The organism is Mucilaginibacter sp., from assembly GCF_965225845.1.
In the GTDB taxonomy this organism is placed as follows: Bacteria; Bacteroidota; Bacteroidia; order Sphingobacteriales; family Sphingobacteriaceae; genus Mucilaginibacter.
The window spans coordinates 2168702-2184504 of the sequence record NZ_CBDDBL010000002.1; the positions used below are offsets into that span (position 1 = coordinate 2168702).

18 protein-coding genes and 1 tRNA gene are annotated in these 15803 nt (G+C 39.5%); 13 read left to right on the top strand and 6 right to left on the bottom strand.

The features are described from left to right. Positions 1 to 171: 171 nt before the first annotated feature. Positions 172 to 921: an ABC transporter permease gene (locus tag ACYZ0U_RS13800; RefSeq protein WP_461453121.1), complete on the bottom strand. Its 750-nt coding sequence runs from the start codon at positions 919 to 921 to the stop codon at positions 172 to 174. A 14-nt stretch (positions 922 to 935) separates the two neighbouring features. Next, on the bottom strand, positions 936 to 1718 hold the full coding sequence (locus tag ACYZ0U_RS13805) for an ABC transporter ATP-binding protein (protein WP_461453122.1): 783 nt from the start codon (positions 1716 to 1718) through the stop codon (positions 936 to 938). A gap of 140 nt (positions 1719 to 1858) precedes the next feature. On the opposite strand from ACYZ0U_RS13805, the gene ACYZ0U_RS13810 reads away from it, so the two are divergent. The 4 genes from ACYZ0U_RS13810 (at position 1859) to ACYZ0U_RS13825 (ending at position 4622) form a co-directional block, all read left to right on the top strand. Then, a complete protein-coding gene (locus ACYZ0U_RS13810; protein ID WP_461453123.1) occupies positions 1859 to 2590 on the top strand; it encodes a peptidase in 732 nt (243 codons plus the stop codon). Positions 2591 to 2602: 12 nt separating this feature from the next. Then, positions 2603 to 3451, top strand: a complete 849-nt coding sequence (locus ACYZ0U_RS13815; protein ID WP_461453124.1) for a transglutaminase-like domain-containing protein — start codon at positions 2603 to 2605, stop codon at positions 3449 to 3451. A gap of 89 nt (positions 3452 to 3540) precedes the next feature. Then, a complete protein-coding gene (locus ACYZ0U_RS13820; protein ID WP_461453125.1) occupies positions 3541 to 4038 on the top strand; it encodes a TspO/MBR family protein in 498 nt (165 codons plus the stop codon). Between the two features lie 41 nt (positions 4039 to 4079). Next, on the top strand, positions 4080 to 4622 hold the full coding sequence (locus tag ACYZ0U_RS13825; protein ID WP_461453126.1) for a hypothetical protein: 543 nt from the start codon (positions 4080 to 4082) through the stop codon (positions 4620 to 4622). A gap of 21 nt (positions 4623 to 4643) precedes the next feature. Here ACYZ0U_RS13825 and tamL read toward each other — a convergent pair whose 3' ends face one another. Beyond that, on the bottom strand, positions 4644 to 7049 hold the full coding sequence (tamL, locus tag ACYZ0U_RS13830) for a translocation and assembly module lipoprotein TamL (RefSeq protein ID WP_461453127.1): 2406 nt from the start codon (positions 7047 to 7049) through the stop codon (positions 4644 to 4646). On the opposite strand from tamL, the gene ACYZ0U_RS13835 reads away from it, so the two are divergent. From ACYZ0U_RS13835 to ACYZ0U_RS13845, 3 genes are all read left to right on the top strand, one after another. Beyond that, the gene (locus ACYZ0U_RS13835; protein WP_461453128.1) at positions 7040 to 7789 is read left to right on the top strand and encodes a TrmH family RNA methyltransferase; all 750 of its coding nucleotides are present in this window, start codon (positions 7040 to 7042) and stop codon (positions 7787 to 7789) included. The genes tamL and ACYZ0U_RS13835 overlap by 10 nt on opposite strands. A 48-nt stretch (positions 7790 to 7837) precedes the next feature. After that, a tRNA-Cys gene (locus ACYZ0U_RS13840) sits at positions 7838 to 7908 on the top strand. 30 nt (positions 7909 to 7938) lie between these two features. After that, a complete protein-coding gene (locus ACYZ0U_RS13845) occupies positions 7939 to 8112 on the top strand; it encodes a spore protein (protein ID WP_461453129.1) in 174 nt (57 codons plus the stop codon). A gap of 137 nt (positions 8113 to 8249) precedes the next feature. Here the strand turns inward: ACYZ0U_RS13845 and ACYZ0U_RS13850 are convergent, their stop codons facing one another. Next, positions 8250 to 9296, bottom strand: a complete 1047-nt coding sequence (locus ACYZ0U_RS13850; protein ID WP_461453130.1) for a quinone-dependent dihydroorotate dehydrogenase — start codon at positions 9294 to 9296, stop codon at positions 8250 to 8252. Positions 9297 to 9479: 183 nt separating this feature from the next. Here ACYZ0U_RS13850 and ACYZ0U_RS13855 point away from each other — a divergent pair, with 183 nt between their 5' ends. The 4 genes from ACYZ0U_RS13855 to purE all read left to right on the top strand — a co-directional run bounded on the left by ACYZ0U_RS13855 (position 9480) and on the right by purE (position 12605). Further along, positions 9480 to 10238 carry an SGNH/GDSL hydrolase family protein gene (locus ACYZ0U_RS13855; RefSeq protein WP_461453131.1) on the top strand — a complete coding sequence of 253 codons (759 nt, stop codon included), beginning with the start codon at positions 9480 to 9482 and terminating at the stop codon, positions 10236 to 10238. Between the two features lie 160 nt (positions 10239 to 10398). Beyond that, positions 10399 to 10791 carry a hypothetical protein gene (locus ACYZ0U_RS13860; RefSeq protein WP_461453132.1) on the top strand — a complete coding sequence of 131 codons (393 nt, stop codon included), beginning with the start codon at positions 10399 to 10401 and terminating at the stop codon, positions 10789 to 10791. Between the two features lie 36 nt (positions 10792 to 10827). Next, the gene (locus ACYZ0U_RS13865) at positions 10828 to 11967 is read left to right on the top strand and encodes a 5-(carboxyamino)imidazole ribonucleotide synthase (protein ID WP_461453133.1); all 1140 of its coding nucleotides are present in this window, start codon (positions 10828 to 10830) and stop codon (positions 11965 to 11967) included. Between the two features lie 137 nt (positions 11968 to 12104). Further along, on the top strand, positions 12105 to 12605 hold the full coding sequence (gene purE, locus ACYZ0U_RS13870; protein WP_461453134.1) for a 5-(carboxyamino)imidazole ribonucleotide mutase: 501 nt from the start codon (positions 12105 to 12107) through the stop codon (positions 12603 to 12605). Between the two features lie 65 nt (positions 12606 to 12670). Here purE and ACYZ0U_RS13875 read toward each other — a convergent pair whose 3' ends face one another. Then, positions 12671 to 13234: a YqgE/AlgH family protein gene (locus ACYZ0U_RS13875; protein ID WP_461453135.1), complete on the bottom strand. Its 564-nt coding sequence runs from the start codon at positions 13232 to 13234 to the stop codon at positions 12671 to 12673. 106 nt (positions 13235 to 13340) lie between these two features. On the opposite strand from ACYZ0U_RS13875, the gene pdxH reads away from it, so the two are divergent. Then, positions 13341 to 13991, top strand: a complete 651-nt coding sequence (pdxH, locus tag ACYZ0U_RS13880; protein WP_461453136.1) for a pyridoxamine 5'-phosphate oxidase — start codon at positions 13341 to 13343, stop codon at positions 13989 to 13991. Next, a complete protein-coding gene (locus ACYZ0U_RS13885) occupies positions 13988 to 14485 on the top strand; it encodes an NADH-quinone oxidoreductase subunit C (protein WP_461453137.1) in 498 nt (165 codons plus the stop codon). The genes pdxH and ACYZ0U_RS13885 overlap by 4 nt, the downstream gene beginning before the upstream one ends. Before the next feature lie 24 nt (positions 14486 to 14509). Here ACYZ0U_RS13885 and ACYZ0U_RS13890 read toward each other — a convergent pair whose 3' ends face one another. Then, positions 14510 to 15721, bottom strand: a complete 1212-nt coding sequence (locus ACYZ0U_RS13890) for a leucine-rich repeat domain-containing protein (protein ID WP_461453138.1) — start codon at positions 15719 to 15721, stop codon at positions 14510 to 14512. Positions 15722 to 15803 lie beyond the last annotated feature (82 nt).

Below are 15803 nucleotides of genomic sequence, written 5' to 3' on the forward strand. Positions count from 1 at the left end.
AAATGCTTGACCTTATTGAGCATCAAAGTATAAGGATACCTCCAAATATCAGAAATAAAATTATAAAAAGTGCTGACACTGTTTTGTCAGTAATCTTGCGCTCGTTTGCAACGAGTGCTTAATAAGGGTTTGCGATTGTATTGCGATACGCATTGCAAATGCGAAAAACTATTACTTAGTATTCCACTTAAAGTTTTTTATGCCGATCACAGCAAATACGATAGTGTAGCCAAGGGTTACTAAAAGCGCATTTGTGGCATCAATAGTCCATGAACCAGGTGTCATGCCAGCAGCAAGGATAGTTTTTACCGTGCCGTACGGCGACCACTGTGTCATTTGCCCAATCTGCTTTCCCAGTAGTCCCATCCCACCAAATAAACCTATGATGACAAATGAGAAGTAAACCAGCCTTGAAGTGGAGTTTACTGTTTCAGGATTTTTGATCAGCCCAACAATAACCTGACCCAAAGCTAAATAAACTGCACCGCCAATTATTGCTGTAATATATGTTACCAAATATCCTATTGGGCTTAGCGTAATTTTATCATAATCATAGCCTACAATAAATATGGCTGTGGTTATTAACGCGATCATAGTCAGTTGCACAAGTATGCGGCTCATCATAATCGTCCAGTTTGGTGCCGGGGCGACACGCAAGCGTTGAAAAATGCCTTTATCCCTATCGCGGGCAATAGAATTGGTATAACCCATTAAACCGATTGCAATTAAACCATAAGTAAGGCTGTTAGATAAAGCAAACGGACCGCCCATTTTAGCAACCAAGTCTTTCCATGAAACCAATATAACTATCGGCACTAAAAAAACCATTACAACGGCCCGACGGTTGCGCCATAACGTGGTGAAATCAGCTTTCAGTAAAGCGCCAAGTACGGTAGATGTTTTTGGTATGATTGTTTCCATAATATTTTTTGATTTTATGCGCGAACGGCTTTACCGGTTAGCGCGATGAATACGTCTTCGAGTGTTACCCGGCCTTTGCGGGATACTGCAATTACTTCAGGGTCGTTTTTATGTTTTTCTATCAGCGCCTGTGGCGTATCAATTGTAATTACCTTACCATGATCTATAATACCGATACGGTCGCAAACGGATTCCGCCTCTTCCATGGAGTGCGTGGTCAAAACAACCGCATGCCCGCGTTCGCGGATAGCTTCGATGCGTTCCCAAAGCTGTCGGCGTGATTGCGGGTCTAGGCCGGTGGTGGGCTCATCCAGCAAAACTAATCTGGGGTTATGAATGGTTGAGATCACCAGCGATACCCGTTGCTGCTGTCCTCCGGAAAGTTGCCCAAACCGTTTGCCCGCAGAATCTTCCAAACTAATATCCTTTAAAATTGCTGATAAACGTTCCCTGGTTAATTTAACGCCATATATACCTGCAAAGAGTTGTAATATTTCGCTAACCTTTAATTCCGGCTGAAAGCTGGTTGACTGTAACTGTACCCCCATCGATGCCCTTGCATTTAAGGGCTTTTCTCTGGCATCATGGCCATCAACCAAAACTGTTCCTGATGCGTATTTGATCAAACCTTCTATAGCGCTTAACGTACTGGTTTTGCCTGCACCATTCGGGCCGAGCAAACCGAAGATTTCGCCCTGACGGACATCAAACGAAACTTCTTTAACTGCCTTAAATGTGCCGTACTGCACACACAGGTCGGTCACTTTTAAAATACTTTCCGGTAGTATATTATCCATTGATGATCGGTTTTATTAGTTAGATACAGCACTTACAAGAATATTACACCTCAATATTAATTAATTTAAATTAGTTTATCCCACCTGTTAATCTTCATTAATTGTCTATTTTGGCACCCACAAATTTTTTATATTCAGTAATGACGTATTGTTTAGGCATAAAGGTTAAAGAAGGTTTATTGGCGTTGGCCGATACCCGCATTACCTCCGGAACGGATACCACCGTAAAAAAGAAAATAACGATAGAACAAAAAGACGGCTTTTCGCTTTTTATCATGACCAGCGGGTTAAGGTCAACAAGAGACAAGGCGATAGTTTATTTCCAGGAATTGCTTGAAACCAAAGATTACAATAAGCTTTATAAAGCCGTAAATGCTTTTGGCGAACAGGTAAAACGTGTTGCATCTGAAGACAAAGCATCGCTGGAGAAAGCAGGATTTAACTTCGACCTGAACACCATAATTGGCGGACAATTGAAGGATGATGATGAACATAAGCTTTTCCTGCTGTATCCTGAAGGTAACTGGGTTGAGCTGGGACAAGGTGCCCCATATGTTATAATCGGGAACTCCGGGCATGGTAAGGCGATACTGAACCGTACGCTAAACGAAGATTCGAGCCTGAAACTGGCTTTAAAAACCGGTTTCCTGTCGTTTGATTCAACAAGGGTAAGCTCCAATAATGTTGATTTCCCGATTGACGTCGCGCTCTACAAAAAAGACAGTTTTCATATTGTGGAGCAACGTTATGAGAAACGTGACCTGGAGAATATATCCATACAATGGGCCGAGGAATTGAAGGCCGCGCTGGAGCATATATCCGAAGATTGGATGGATGTGGCGTTTAATAAATTAGCTAAAGAGACTACTTAAAATAGAAAAAGAATGAAATTTGATGTGTTCACCGAAATGCAGTATACCGCCAATTCCCCGGGCACATTAATTTTAAATATACATGCTTTACGCACCCCAAACCAAACGGTAATAAAGGAAGCTTTTACCATTGAGCCCTATATTAAAGTTGAAGAGTTGGTTTTAGGAAATACCGAGAACCGGTTGATCCGTTTTGAGATCACTGAGCCGGGAAACATCAAACTATCCTACAACGCAACAGTTGATAACTGCTATACCATCAGCGATCATTCACAAAAGGAGGAGCCATTCATCGCGCATATGGATGCTTCTGTCCTGCCTTACTTGTATCCAAGCAGGTATTGCCAGTCAGATAAATTGTATCGCTTAGCAAATAACCTCTTTGGTCATATCCCCCACCAGTTCGACCAAGTTATAGCTTTGACAGGCTGGATCAATAAAAACGTGCAATACATGAGCGGTTTTTCCAACGCGCAAACCTCGGCCTATGATACTGTCACCCAACAGGCTGGTGTTTGCAGGGATTTCGCGCACTTGGGCATCGCGCTTTGCCGCGCATTAACTATACCCGCCCGTTACTTTACAGGCTATGCCTACCATTTAAAACCGGCAGATTTTCATGCCTGTTTCGAAGCCTATTTAGGCGGTGAATGGGTTTTGTTTGATGCCACGCACCTGGTACCGCTAAATGGCCTGGTTAAAATAGCAACAGGGAGGGATGCCGCCGATACCGCCATCGCTAATATTTTTGGTGACATTATTTTTACTACCATGCAGGTAACCTGCGAGCTGGCCGAGGGTGAAACCTTTGAGCCTTTCTTTTATGCTGATGGGGTTTACCAGGGGCTGTCGTATTTATAGTTATTATCACTCATGGCGAAGAATAACATGGTTCACATAAAGACGTTCAAAACCAAACTTAAATCTATATATTTGGTTGATAGCAACATATGCGACCAAAATCTTTAAACACAAAATTCCAGTTTGTTCCATTTGTCATTAGCCTGGCTATTACGCTTGCTATTGGTTTTGTTGCGTCTATATTCACCCGGCCACAGATAGCAACCTGGTATTTAACTTTAAAAAAGCCTTCGTTTAATCCGCCTGATTTCGCTTTCCCAATTGCGTGGACCATCTTGTATATTTTGATAGCGATAGCTGCTTACATTGTCTGGAAAAAAAGAAACCGGGCTATTACGTATAAAGCCACAGCCACAATTTACTTTATACAATTGCTACTCAATTTTTCATGGTCGATTATATTTTTTGGGATGCATCAAATTTTTGGCGGGCTCGCAATTATTACGTTTTTATGGATAAGCATAATATTTAACATAGGCTGGTTTGGTAAATTCAGCAAAACGGCGGCATGGCTGCTGGTGCCTTATTTACTTTGGGTGAGTTTTGCATGGCTGTTAAATTTGAATATTTACTTGCTTAACCGATAACAAAAACTGTACTTTTATTTTACAATCACAAACCATACTACATGAGGAAGCCGTTTTTAATTTTCTGCCTGATGATGATCACAAGCGTTTTTGCTTTAGCCGATACATCGCCCATACAACATTTTAAGATAGCAGAAAACCCTTATGAGCAAAACCAGGTATCATTAGTAATAACCGATTCACTTAATAATACGTTGGATAATGTTAACGGTGATTACGTATTTACGCTAAATGGCTTTGAGGATACTTTGAAATTTACAAGCGGCGTTGCGTTTTACAAGCACAAAATTGATAAATCAACTTTTTTATACGCCCGCCATGTGGATGAGAACGGCGGCGCAACCTTATCATCATTATACTACGTTTATAAAAGCGAAAGTAAGCTAGTGCCAATACACATCAGCTGGATGTGGTTGCTCATCATCCCTTTAGCACTTATTTTATTAGCTTATTTATTTAAACGGTTTATTATTATAGCGGTAATCATTTTTATTATTTTCGCCTATTTTAACTTCCATAATAACTTGAGCATACCAATATTTTTCCAGAGTATATTCGATGGTTTGAAACACATTTTTAACTAATCTATAGCCCTAATCTTCAGCTTAAAAAGGCATCCCTATACCAAAGTTCAACTGCAAAAAGTTGTATGTATTGGGGTAATTGGTAAATGCATAGTTAGATTTAAATGACCCCGAATGAAACAGTTCGTTGAAATGTTCAATCAACACCCATTGATCGGATCCGTTAAATTCCGGGTCTTTAAATTTAAGTGCAGCATCAAGTCTGAATACAAAAAATCCGAGATCGAAACGTAACCCGGTTCCTATATCCATAGCTATCGATTGTGGTAATTTTACAAGATTAAACAGGCCATTGGGGTTTTCGATAGCACTGAACGGATTTGCCGGATCCTCTTTAACATTACTTAAACGCCAAATGTTACCCGCATCCATAAATAATGCACCCCTTAAAATCGATCCAAAAAAATTATCGGATAATTTATACCTGAACTCTGTATTAGTAACCAATTTTATCTCTCCAAACTGGTCTAAATACTGAAATTTTGCCCTATCGTTACTCGCCGCACTACTGTCCCCTCCAGGCCCATAACTTGCCCTGTTAAACTGACCGGGGCCCAAGGTACGGGGCAACCAGGCACGCATATCGTTTGATCCCCCTGCGTAAAACTCCTTTTCAAATATCATAGCAGTACTATTGCCATAAGGCACGCCCAATCCGGCATCTACTCTAAAAATTAATTGTTTTTCGCCGCCTAAGCTTTTATATAGCCTAAGGTCAACCTCGGTTTTTGAATACTGCGCAAAGGGATAACCAAACAAGGTGTGCTCCCCTAAAGAATCTTTGGCAGAATGTATTAAATGGCTTAACGCCCACAACGTATTGCCGCCAATATCAAGGTTTCCCCTAAAATAAATAAAATCTCGGTAAGTGTTTAGCTTATTGGCATTTAGTATATAACTATACTGGCTACCTGTTGTAAAAACTGTACGGCCAATAAGGTCTATGTACGCATATCTGTCCTGGCTTCTTAATGTTGCTGCGGCGGCCGGATCAATAACGCCTTTTGTAAACTCAACATCAATTGGAGTGATGAGGTGTTCTTTATCCGGCGTTTCAAAAAAGTCGTAAGTGATTGAATTTATAAAACTCTGGCGTTTAACTAACTGGCTTTGATAAAACAGTGTATAATTTGTTGAGAACGTAGTATGGGGAACACCATACTTACCTGGCTTTGCAAAATTAAACGGAGAAATGATACCCGGGAAGATCAAGCTTACACCCGCGCTAAAATCCTGGTTTTCTATTGAGCCTTCAGTAGCGGCATTTGCACCTGTATTAAATAAAATACTCTCGTTAAGCTTTATCTGTAATATCGCCGCATCTTTAAAAAGATCTCTTTCGGTAAAGGTGTTTCCGATATTGTAACCATACTGGCCTGCTGCAAACAAAAACTCACCTTCCACCCTGTCTGACATCTTTTTTAATGGTACAATATCAATTTTCGTATCTAACCGGTTGCTGCTGTCAGCCAATTTAACATAGGTTGGATTGGGCACATTCTTAAATACATTTAACTCGGATAGCCTGTTTGTAGTTAAATTTTGATTATCGATATTATAAACCTGGCCTTTCTTCTGGAAAATATAATCGGTTACCACATGCGGCTTAAACTTGTGCGAAAAATCAACAAACCGAAACTGTGAATCAACCTGTATGGTATCAGCTTTGCCGGGTGTTTTGCCATTACTTTGGGCTATTGTTATCAGCGTATTATTTATTTTATAAATAGGATGTGCCGATTTACCATCGGGGTTGTTGATGATCATTTTTACATCAACAATCCCTTTATTAAAGGTGGTATCACTATTGAAACTGATATACTGGCGATAAAAATCATAATAACCATTGCGCTTCATTTGCAAATAAAAAGCGTCCCTGTCTGCCGAGAGGCTGTCGGTATCAAAACGTTTGCCCCTTACCACATTTGAAAAAATCCCGGGTGATGTTTTATATAATGCTTCCACCTTTTTATCGGCAATGCTGTCTGTAAAGTTCCTGACCCTGAACATCGGGCCCTCGACCGTGGTAAAGATAAGTTCCGCTTTTTTCTTTTTTATGCTGATAGAATCAGTAACCCGGGCCTTCAGGTAACCTTTATTCTGAATATACTTCTCAATTTGAAAACGCGAAAATTCGACAAGTCCGCTATCTAATATCGCAGGTGGTTCACCAATATCTTTTTTACCATTCTTACTGAACAGGTAATAGATCTCCAGGTTGATCACATTGTTAGGCTGCTGCTCCTTATCTACATAGTTTACCGCGTTAAGGGCAAACTCCTTATCCATACCTTTTATGGTTATTTTGCGCACCAGGGCCTGGTCAGGCTTTAATCTGCGGGTAAGGCTACAGTTTGAAAGTGTAAAAACCAGGAATATGCTTAATATTGTAAGGCGAAAATTATACCTGGCTAAAAATGCTTTCAAAATCACAAATCAGTTTTTTAAAATCTTTACAACAAAAAAAGTTTCGTATTGAGCACGGCGCGTTCATAGTTGAAGGTTACAAATCAATTGTTGATTTTGCAAATTCCGCCTACTCAATTGTAACAATTTACTATACAAATGCAATCGACCCAAAATTGCTGAAATTATCGGGAAAAATAAACTTTAATGAAATTTCGTTAACCGATTTGGAAAAGATCAGCTCATTAAAGTCACCACAAGATATTATAGCGCTGGTAAAAATACCCGATTGGCCTGTTTTAAATGCTTCTTCATTAAAAAATAAATTTGCCATAGTACTTGATGGTATCCAGGATCCCGGAAATATAGGTACCATCATCCGTACGGCCGACTGGTTTGGCATTAATCATATTATTTGTTCCGCCGATACGGTTGATGTTTATAACCCAAAGGTTGTACAAGCAACCATGGGTTCATTGGCGCGAGTTAACATTTATTATGTTGAGCTTACTCATTTTTTAAAGGACATCAAACTGCCGATTTTTGGCGCGGCCCTGGATGGGTCAAATATTTACAAAACCGATTTCGGTAATGAAGGACTGGTAGTTATGGGTAACGAAGGCAATGGCCTGAGGCCCGAAATTATTGACCTTGTGCAACATGCAGTTACCATACCGCGAACAGGTAGGGCAGAATCCTTAAATGTCGGGATCGCTACGGCTATATTTTGTTCAGAAATAAAGCGGAATTCGTACAAATAAAACTTGGCAGCCAAATAATTATTGCTATTTTTGCAGCCTTGAAAAAAAGGTCGGGTGGCCGAGTGGCTAGGCAGAGGTCTGCAAAACCTTTTACAGCGGTTCGAATCCGCTCCCGACCTCAAGATAAAAAACATTAAAAATACAAAGTCATGGGTGTTACACGTTTAAAAAGAAAAGATAGAAAAAACAAAACTACTTCACGTTTAGAAGTACAGTTTTTAAAGAACGCTACTAACCTTGAGCCGGGAAGCCGCTCAGCAGAGCCAAAAAATAGCCAGATTGCTAAAAACAATGCTGCATTATTAATTGCTGCAGGTAAATAATTCAGCGCTTTATATATGAATTAAATCCTGCTGGTTAATAACCGGCAGGATTTTTTGCGTTTTATAGTTTGGTTATTCTCTCTCTCTTACACCTTTCATTCCCCACCCCGTTCAGAAAGACAAAACTATAAATTGAATTATATGGATTTCAATATCGCCTTATTAATCCTGCCGATCAACCCGGGTCCTTCGTAAATAAAACCGGTATAAAGCTGTACCAACGACGCGCCGGCAGCTAATTTGTCCAAAGCATCCTGCGGAGAGTGAATCCCGCCCACGCCGATTATCGGGAACGAGCCATTAGATTTTTCAGATAGATATTTAATAACCTCGGTTGAGCGTTTGGTTACCGGCTTGCCGCTTAATCCGCCTGTTTCATTTTTGATGTTATCAGGCGAAATTAAATTCTCCCGTCTAATGGTAGTATTTGTAGCAATTACACCTGCAATGCCGCTTTGCTGAACGATCTCCACAATATCATCCAATTGTGTATCTGTCAAATCCGGCGCAATTTTTAACAGGATCGGCCTGCTGATACCATTTTTTGAATTACGCTGCTGTAAGGTGCTTAGCAAATTCATTAGCGGTTCTTTTTCCTGTAATTCGCGCAAGCCGGGCGTGTTAGGTGAGCTTACGTTTACCACAAAATAATCTACAAGATCAAATAATCTGACAAAGCATTTGATGTAATCGTTAACTGCTTCTTCGTTTGGGGTAACCTTATTTTTACCGATGTTGCCACCAATTATAATTCCTTTTTGTGATGACGGTGTATTTTTGCGGTATGCTTCAATATGCTTGGCTACTACCTCCATCCCCATATTATTAAACCCCATACGGTTTATCAAGCCACCATCGGCAGGCAGCCTGAACATGCGTGGTTTGGGGTTGCCATCCTGAGGTAAAGGTGTTACTGTACCTACCTCAATAAAGCCAAAGCCAAGATTAGCCATTTCGCTGATGACGTCGGCATTTTTATCAAAACCTGCAGCTAAGCCAACAGGGTTTTTAAATTTCAGCCCAAAAACTTCTTTTTCTAACCGGGAATCATTCATAGCCCAAACCGACCTGATAAAAGCGCTGCCGCCGGGAATGCGGTTAAAACGTTTTAAATTACGGGTTACAAAATAATGCACCTTTTCAGGATCGAACTTAAAAAGTATGGGCTTAAGTAAAGAATACATACCGCGAAGTTAAGGGTTTTTTGGTTAGTTGATAGTTCATGGTTGATAGTGAAACCAGTGATACTATTTTAACTTTTATTTTTGATATTTTGCAAATAGCAATCGTCAACAAAAACATTAATTATATTAGCAATACCAATTCGAAGCAACATTTGCGTAACCGATTAACTATACACATCTGCCATGATCCTAAAAAACAACCGCCGTAACTTTATTAAAAATGCCGCCATTGGCACTCTGGCCGCTATAGCTATACCCGATATTATTTCATCTGCATACGCTGAAGAAAGAGGCAAAAAAACTGTACTCGATCAAAACGATATTATACTTTTCCAGGGGGATTCTATCACCGAATGGGGGCGCGATAAAAACAAAACCATTGCAAATGATTTTGGCTCATTAGGTTCAGGTTATGTTTTATTGACCGCTACCGAGATTTTAAGGGCTTACGCGCCCAAAAATCTGAAAATTTACAATAAAGGCGTAAGCGGCAATAAAGTATTTCAATTGGCTGACAGGTGGGATACAGACACTATAGCACTAAAACCTAATGTATTAAGTATTATGGTTGGTGTTAATGACTATTGGCACACAATTACTTCAGGGTATAAAGGTACATTAGAAACCTATCATATTGATTATAAGAAATTATTAGGACGTACTCAACAAGCTTTGCCGGGCGTAAAACTGATTATTGGTGAAGCTTTCGCCATGAAAGGTGTAAAAGCAGTAGATGATTCATGGTACCCGGCATTTGATGGTTACCGCCAGGTAGCCCGTGAAATAGCCGATGAATTTGGTGCGACTTTTATACCCTATCAAAATGTTATGGATGAGGCTTTGAAATTGGCCCCGGCTGAATACTGGTCTATTGATGGCGTACACCCTACACCGGCAGGTGCAAGTTTAATGGCACAGGCCTGGTTAAAAGCGGTGAAGTAACCCTTTAAATCTTCCTCAAGGAGAGAATTTTGATATGTGCTACTCCTCCCCTTTTTGCAGGGTGGGAGTGGGTTTACCGTCATTCACAATTCATCATTACAAGCTCATTATGACTTTTTGCTGGTTACGCTTACCTTTGCAGCATAACAGCATCGCCCCCATGACAAAACAATTGCTCAAAACGCTCTTTACAACCTTTATCATATCGGTAATTTTAGATATTGCTACAACTTGTATTTATTTCGCCATTACACAACGACACAGCAATTTTGACTATATGACCATCCTCAAAATGGTCTCGTCAGGTGCATTTTTACTGAATATCATTTTATTGCTAATGGTATTGCCAGTGTTATTTTTCTCACTACCGCATATTCGCGCTAATATTTCAATGCGTTTCTTACTATATTTTGCCGGGCCTATCGTTTTTTTGATCACAGCATCGGTAATGCAGTTGGGGCCGGTAAATAAATTGTTCTATTTATCAAGCGGCATTATATTTACAATCGTTCATGCCATTATGTATTTCAGGTTGGTAAGAAAGATGGTTTAGGCTTTTTGAAAGATTTAGGGTAAACTTGCAGCATAAATGAAAACATTTTACGGAGACTTAAAACTCGGCATTTTGGGCGGCGGACAATTAGGACGTATGCTGATACAACAAGCTATTAATTATAATGTTACCGTTAAGGTACTTGATCCTGATCGTGAGGCGCCCTGCAAAAAGTTGTGCGATGAATTTGTAGTCGGCTCCCTGGGTGATTACGAAACCGTTTATAATTTCGGTAAAAAAGTGGATATGCTTACCATCGAGATAGAGAAGGTAAATGTGGAAGCAATGGAACAGCTGGAAAAAGAAGGCGTTTTGGTTTATCCGCAACCGCGCATCATCCGCTTGATACAGGACAAAGGCTTACAAAAACAGTTTTTTAAAGAAAATGGTATCCCGACTGCTGATTTCAAGATCATATCATCACCTGAAGAATTAGAAGAAAGCCATATCCCGTTCCCATATATTCAAAAACTACGAAGGGATGGTTATGATGGCAAGGGCGTTTATAAAGTTATTGACGAGTCGTACCTTGATAAAGCTTTTACCGAGCCAAGCCTGATTGAGCGTTTGATTGATTTTGAAAAAGAAATTGCCGTAATAGTTGCCCGTAACGAGAACGGCGAAATAAAAACATTCCCGATGGTGGAAATGGAATTTAATCCCGAAGCTAATTTGGTGGAGTTCCTGATCCAACCTTCTACTTTACCATTTGAAGTGCACCAGGAAGCAGAGAACATTGCTAAGAATATTGCTGAGACACTTAAAATAGTAGGCATATTAGCGGTAGAAATGTTTTTAGATAAACATGGCAAAATATTAGTAAATGAGTTGGCTCCGCGTCCGCATAATAGCGGGCACCAAAGCATTGAGGGTAATGTAGTGTCGCAATTTGAACAACATTTAAGGGCGATATTTAACCAGCCTTTGGGCGATACCGCCTGCCTGAACAATGCCATTATGGTAAACGTTTTAGGCGAAGGTGGTTATGAAGGCCCGGCAGTTTATAAAGGCATCGAAAAGATATTAAAATGCGCCGGGGTGTATGTACATTTATACGGCAAGGCGCTTACTAAACCTTTCCGCAAAATGGGGCATGTGACTATTGTGGATGCGGACAGGGAAAAGGCGGTTGAGAAAGCCAGGTACGTGCAAGAGACATTAAAAGTGGTTAGTTAATTGCCACCCTTCATTGCGAGGAACGAAGCAATCTATATGCTCTACAGGGCAGAAAGCAAAGTTTTAACTCGCAATTAGGATAAGCTTATATATAGATTGCTTCGACGCTCGCAATGACGCACTTAAATAATAAAACTATGAGTCACTCTCCCAAAGTAGGAATTATAATGGGCAGCAAGTCCGACTTGCATATTATGCAGGATGCTGCCGATGTTTTAAAGGAATTAGGTGTCGATTACGAAATTACCGTAGTATCGGCTCACCGAACGCCTGATCGCATGTTCAGCTATGCCCGTGCTGCTGCTGACCGTGGTATAAAGGTGATCATTGCCGGTGCTGGCGGCGCCGCTCATTTGCCGGGTATGGTGGCTTCTTTAACTCATTTACCTGTAATTGGTGTGCCGGTTAAATCAAGCAATTCTATTGATGGCTGGGATTCAATTTTATCTATCCTGCAAATGCCAAATGGTATTCCTGTAGCAACAGTGGCGCTAAATGCTGCAAAGAATGCAGGTATTTTAGCTGCGCAGATCCTTTCAACCGGTGATGAGTTCCTGGTCAAAAACCTGATCGCTTATAAAGAAGAATTGAAGAGAAAAGTTGAAGAATCGGCAAAGGAGTTAGAGAATAGAGATTAAAAGTAGAGATTAGTTAAGTTTCAATCACTTCAAAATCACTCATCATCCCATCACTAAATCGCTCATTAATTTAAAGCCGGATTTTCCGGAAAATTGGCGATGTGCGCATAACGCGTACCAAGGCTGATCACTACATCACGCCATAAGGTACCTTCGTCATGACTGAATAAGGTATCCTGATTAAATTTATCGGCAACCATCCATACATTTTCATGTAGTTCAGCATCTAACTGGCCAATTGTCCAGCCAGAGTAACCGGTAAAAAATTTGATCTCACTTTCTTTTAGCTGGTAGTTGGATACCAGGTCTTTCACCACCTCAAAATTTCCACCCCAAAACATGCCTTCTCCAATTTCTATTCCATTAGGGATCATGTCCGGGCGGCTATGGATAAAATGTAAAGTATTTTTACCAACTGGGCCGCCAACGTATACAGGCATTTCTGAGTAGGAGGTATCAGGCAAAATATCACCCAGCAAATATTCACTTTGGTGGTTCAATACAAAACCCACCGCACCTGATTCAGCATATTCTGTCAGGATAATAACAGATCGTTTAAAATTAGGATCCATCATAAATGGTTCCGAAATTAACAAGCGCCCAACAGCGGCGGAGATTGAGCTAAGCATATGCGTATATTTAAATATATAACAACGATAATAAAAATATGTTCATTTTCTGAAAAATGAGACATATATCATATATACGGTTCATTTAATTAGTAAGTTTGTATTAATGGACCAAAACGAGTTACAAAATATGCGGCAGGACTATAGCGCTGCCGAATTATCAGAAGACGCAACAAAAGGCGACCCGATTAAACAATTTGAAAAATGGTTTAACGAGGCCGTGGAAGCACAAGAACATGAGCCCAACGCCATGACTTTAGCTACCGCGACTTATGACGGCCGCCCATCAGCCAGGATAGTATTATTAAAGGGTTTCGATGCTTCTGGATTTGTGTTTTATACCAACTATTTGAGCCGTAAGGGGAAAGAGATCACCAAAAACCCATTGGGCGCATTGACTTTTTTTTGGGGAACGCTGGAAAGACAGATTCGCATTGAAGGTACTATCGAGAAGTTGAGCAAAGAGGAATCAGATAAATATTTTAAAGTACGCCCGCGTAAAAGCCAGTTGGGCGCTGTTGCTTCGCCGCAGAGCCAGGAAATACCGAGCCGTGATGTTTTGGAAAAGAAATGGGAAGAACTGGTTGAAGAATATGGTGAGGATAAGGATATCCCAAAACCATCTTACTGGGGTGGTTATGTGCTGAAACCACGTTATGTTGAGTTTTGGCAGGGTCGCCGCAGCCGTTTGCACGACCGCATCGTTTACAAAAAGATTGACAACAAAAACTGGAAAAAAGTCCGTTTGGCACCATGAGTTTTGAGGGTATTAAAGCATTACTGGTCGCTAAATTTGGCGATGACATAATTGTTGGTGAGGAAACTAATGGCTTACAAGAAGCATTGCTTATTGATCCTGATCGCATTGCCGATGTTTGTTTGGAGCTTCGCAATAACCCGGACACTTACTTTGATTTTTTAAGTTCGTTATCAGGCATTGATTATGGCGTTGAACCGGGTAAGTTTGGTGTGGTTTATCATTTGGCATCTATCCCATATAAAACACAATTGACTTTAAAGATTAGTAAAGAGAATAGTCGCGAAGAAAACAATTTGCCATCTTTTCCAAGTATTGTTTCGGTTTATCGGTCGGCAGATTGGCACGAGCGTGAGGCATATGATATGCTGGGGATACTTTTTGAAGGCCACCCGGATTTAAGGCGAATTTTAATGCCGGATGATTGGGAAGGATTTCCGTTGAGGAAAGATTATAAGAATGCCGAGTATTATAAGGGAATTAAGATTGATTGATTTGGGATTTCGGATTATAACATTTCAATTACCTATATATCGATTATCCTCGTTTTTTTTGAATCTATCCGGTACTACCAAACTCTTGTTACGTCTTATATTAATATATTTAATATAAAGTAATTGTTGAATCTCGGAGATTTTTATTAGTTGGTCATTATCTGTTAATGTAAAGTTTTTCAATAAAGTACTATTTGTAATATCAATGTTTTCCAATTTAGGTAATGACCTAATTTCTATTACTTGTAAATTATTATTTTTTACAAAGTTTATCGTTTTCAAAGAATCTAACCCCATCAAATCAATTTCTTTTATCGATCTGCAGTTTAATATTCCATCAATATTTTTTACAGGCGTATAACTCAGGCTTACAATATTTAAGTTCATTTTGCTCATGTCAAAATCCCATTTTTTCAAAGATGGTAAATTCCCAATATATAGCTTCTTCAAGGATTTAGACTCAGATATTTTGGATATATCATTCAAGTTTTGAATATATTCAAGCGACAATTCTTCTAAATTCATCGAACCTAAATCAAAATCCAGTTTTTTCTTTGAATTATTACTATCCTCGATGTAAAGACTTTTTAATGACCTACACTTATCCAAGCCTCTAAGGCTTTTTAAATTTCGGTCCTCATCTAAAGATAAAGTAACCAGATCAAGTTTTGATAGTTTTTGAAAATCTATTATTTCCAATTTGAGACCTTGTAGTTCAAGTGTTTTGATTGATTTACACGTGGAGAGAGAATTTAGATCTTTTAATTGATCAGCTCCCCGTATAACAAGCGATTTTAGTTTTCGTAAATTATTAAATTCAGGTAATTCAAAACCTGTGTAATATTCTAAATTAACAGATCTTAAGTTTTTCAATTTATTGAGTACAGAAACGTCAAATAAGTTTGTGGGGATAATATCACCTCTCATTTCACCATTCCTCATATCGTCACGTCTTACAGTAATATCTTGCAGAGAATCAGACAAAAGACTAATTTCTTTAGGTAATACCTTAACACAGACAATAAGTGTAAGCTTATGAAAGAATTTTATTTTCTCAAAATTTGCGAGGTCTGTCGTAGAGTCAATAATAATCTCATAATGAGACGAACTATGACTTGTTTTAACCCATGCAATATCTCTTGCAGTCAAATTGTTCAAATTTAGCCTAATCGTTCCTGGCTGCGCGTATAAAAAACATGAATTAAAAAGCAAAAAAAGTAATAAAAGCTTTCCCATAAGTTATTAGTGCCAATATTAAACAAAACTATGTAAATTATTCTTGCCGCTATATATTATCATTTTGCAGACATAACCACCT

What these genes read in the sequence shown, in the direction of transcription:
- ACYZ0U_RS13800 (WP_461453121.1), bottom strand. Translation starts at nt 921, where the DNA reads ATGGAAACAATCATACCAAAAACATCTACCGTACTTGGCGCTTTACTG.
- ACYZ0U_RS13805 (WP_461453122.1), bottom strand. Translation starts at nt 1,718, where the DNA reads ATGGATAATATACTACCGGAAAGTATTTTAAAAGTGACCGACCTGTGT.
- ACYZ0U_RS13810 (WP_461453123.1), top strand. Translation starts at nt 1,859, where the DNA reads ATGACGTATTGTTTAGGCATAAAGGTTAAAGAAGGTTTATTGGCGTTG.
- ACYZ0U_RS13815 (WP_461453124.1), top strand. Translation starts at nt 2,603, where the DNA reads ATGAAATTTGATGTGTTCACCGAAATGCAGTATACCGCCAATTCCCCG.
- ACYZ0U_RS13820 (WP_461453125.1), top strand. Translation starts at nt 3,541, where the DNA reads ATGCGACCAAAATCTTTAAACACAAAATTCCAGTTTGTTCCATTTGTC.
- ACYZ0U_RS13825 (WP_461453126.1), top strand. Translation starts at nt 4,080, where the DNA reads ATGAGGAAGCCGTTTTTAATTTTCTGCCTGATGATGATCACAAGCGTT.
- ACYZ0U_RS13835 (WP_461453128.1), top strand. Translation starts at nt 7,040, where the DNA reads ATGCTTTCAAAATCACAAATCAGTTTTTTAAAATCTTTACAACAAAAA.
- ACYZ0U_RS13845 (WP_461453129.1), top strand. Translation starts at nt 7,939, where the DNA reads ATGGGTGTTACACGTTTAAAAAGAAAAGATAGAAAAAACAAAACTACT.
- ACYZ0U_RS13850 (WP_461453130.1), bottom strand. Translation starts at nt 9,296, where the DNA reads ATGTATTCTTTACTTAAGCCCATACTTTTTAAGTTCGATCCTGAAAAG.
- ACYZ0U_RS13855 (WP_461453131.1), top strand. Translation starts at nt 9,480, where the DNA reads ATGATCCTAAAAAACAACCGCCGTAACTTTATTAAAAATGCCGCCATT.
- ACYZ0U_RS13860 (WP_461453132.1), top strand. Translation starts at nt 10,399, where the DNA reads ATGACAAAACAATTGCTCAAAACGCTCTTTACAACCTTTATCATATCG.
- ACYZ0U_RS13865 (WP_461453133.1), top strand. Translation starts at nt 10,828, where the DNA reads ATGAAAACATTTTACGGAGACTTAAAACTCGGCATTTTGGGCGGCGGA.
- purE (WP_461453134.1), top strand. Translation starts at nt 12,105, where the DNA reads ATGAGTCACTCTCCCAAAGTAGGAATTATAATGGGCAGCAAGTCCGAC.
- ACYZ0U_RS13875 (WP_461453135.1), bottom strand. Translation starts at nt 13,234, where the DNA reads ATGCTTAGCTCAATCTCCGCCGCTGTTGGGCGCTTGTTAATTTCGGAA.
- pdxH (WP_461453136.1), top strand. Translation starts at nt 13,341, where the DNA reads ATGGACCAAAACGAGTTACAAAATATGCGGCAGGACTATAGCGCTGCC.
- ACYZ0U_RS13885 (WP_461453137.1), top strand. Translation starts at nt 13,988, where the DNA reads ATGAGTTTTGAGGGTATTAAAGCATTACTGGTCGCTAAATTTGGCGAT.
- ACYZ0U_RS13890 (WP_461453138.1), bottom strand. Translation starts at nt 15,721, where the DNA reads ATGGGAAAGCTTTTATTACTTTTTTTGCTTTTTAATTCATGTTTTTTA.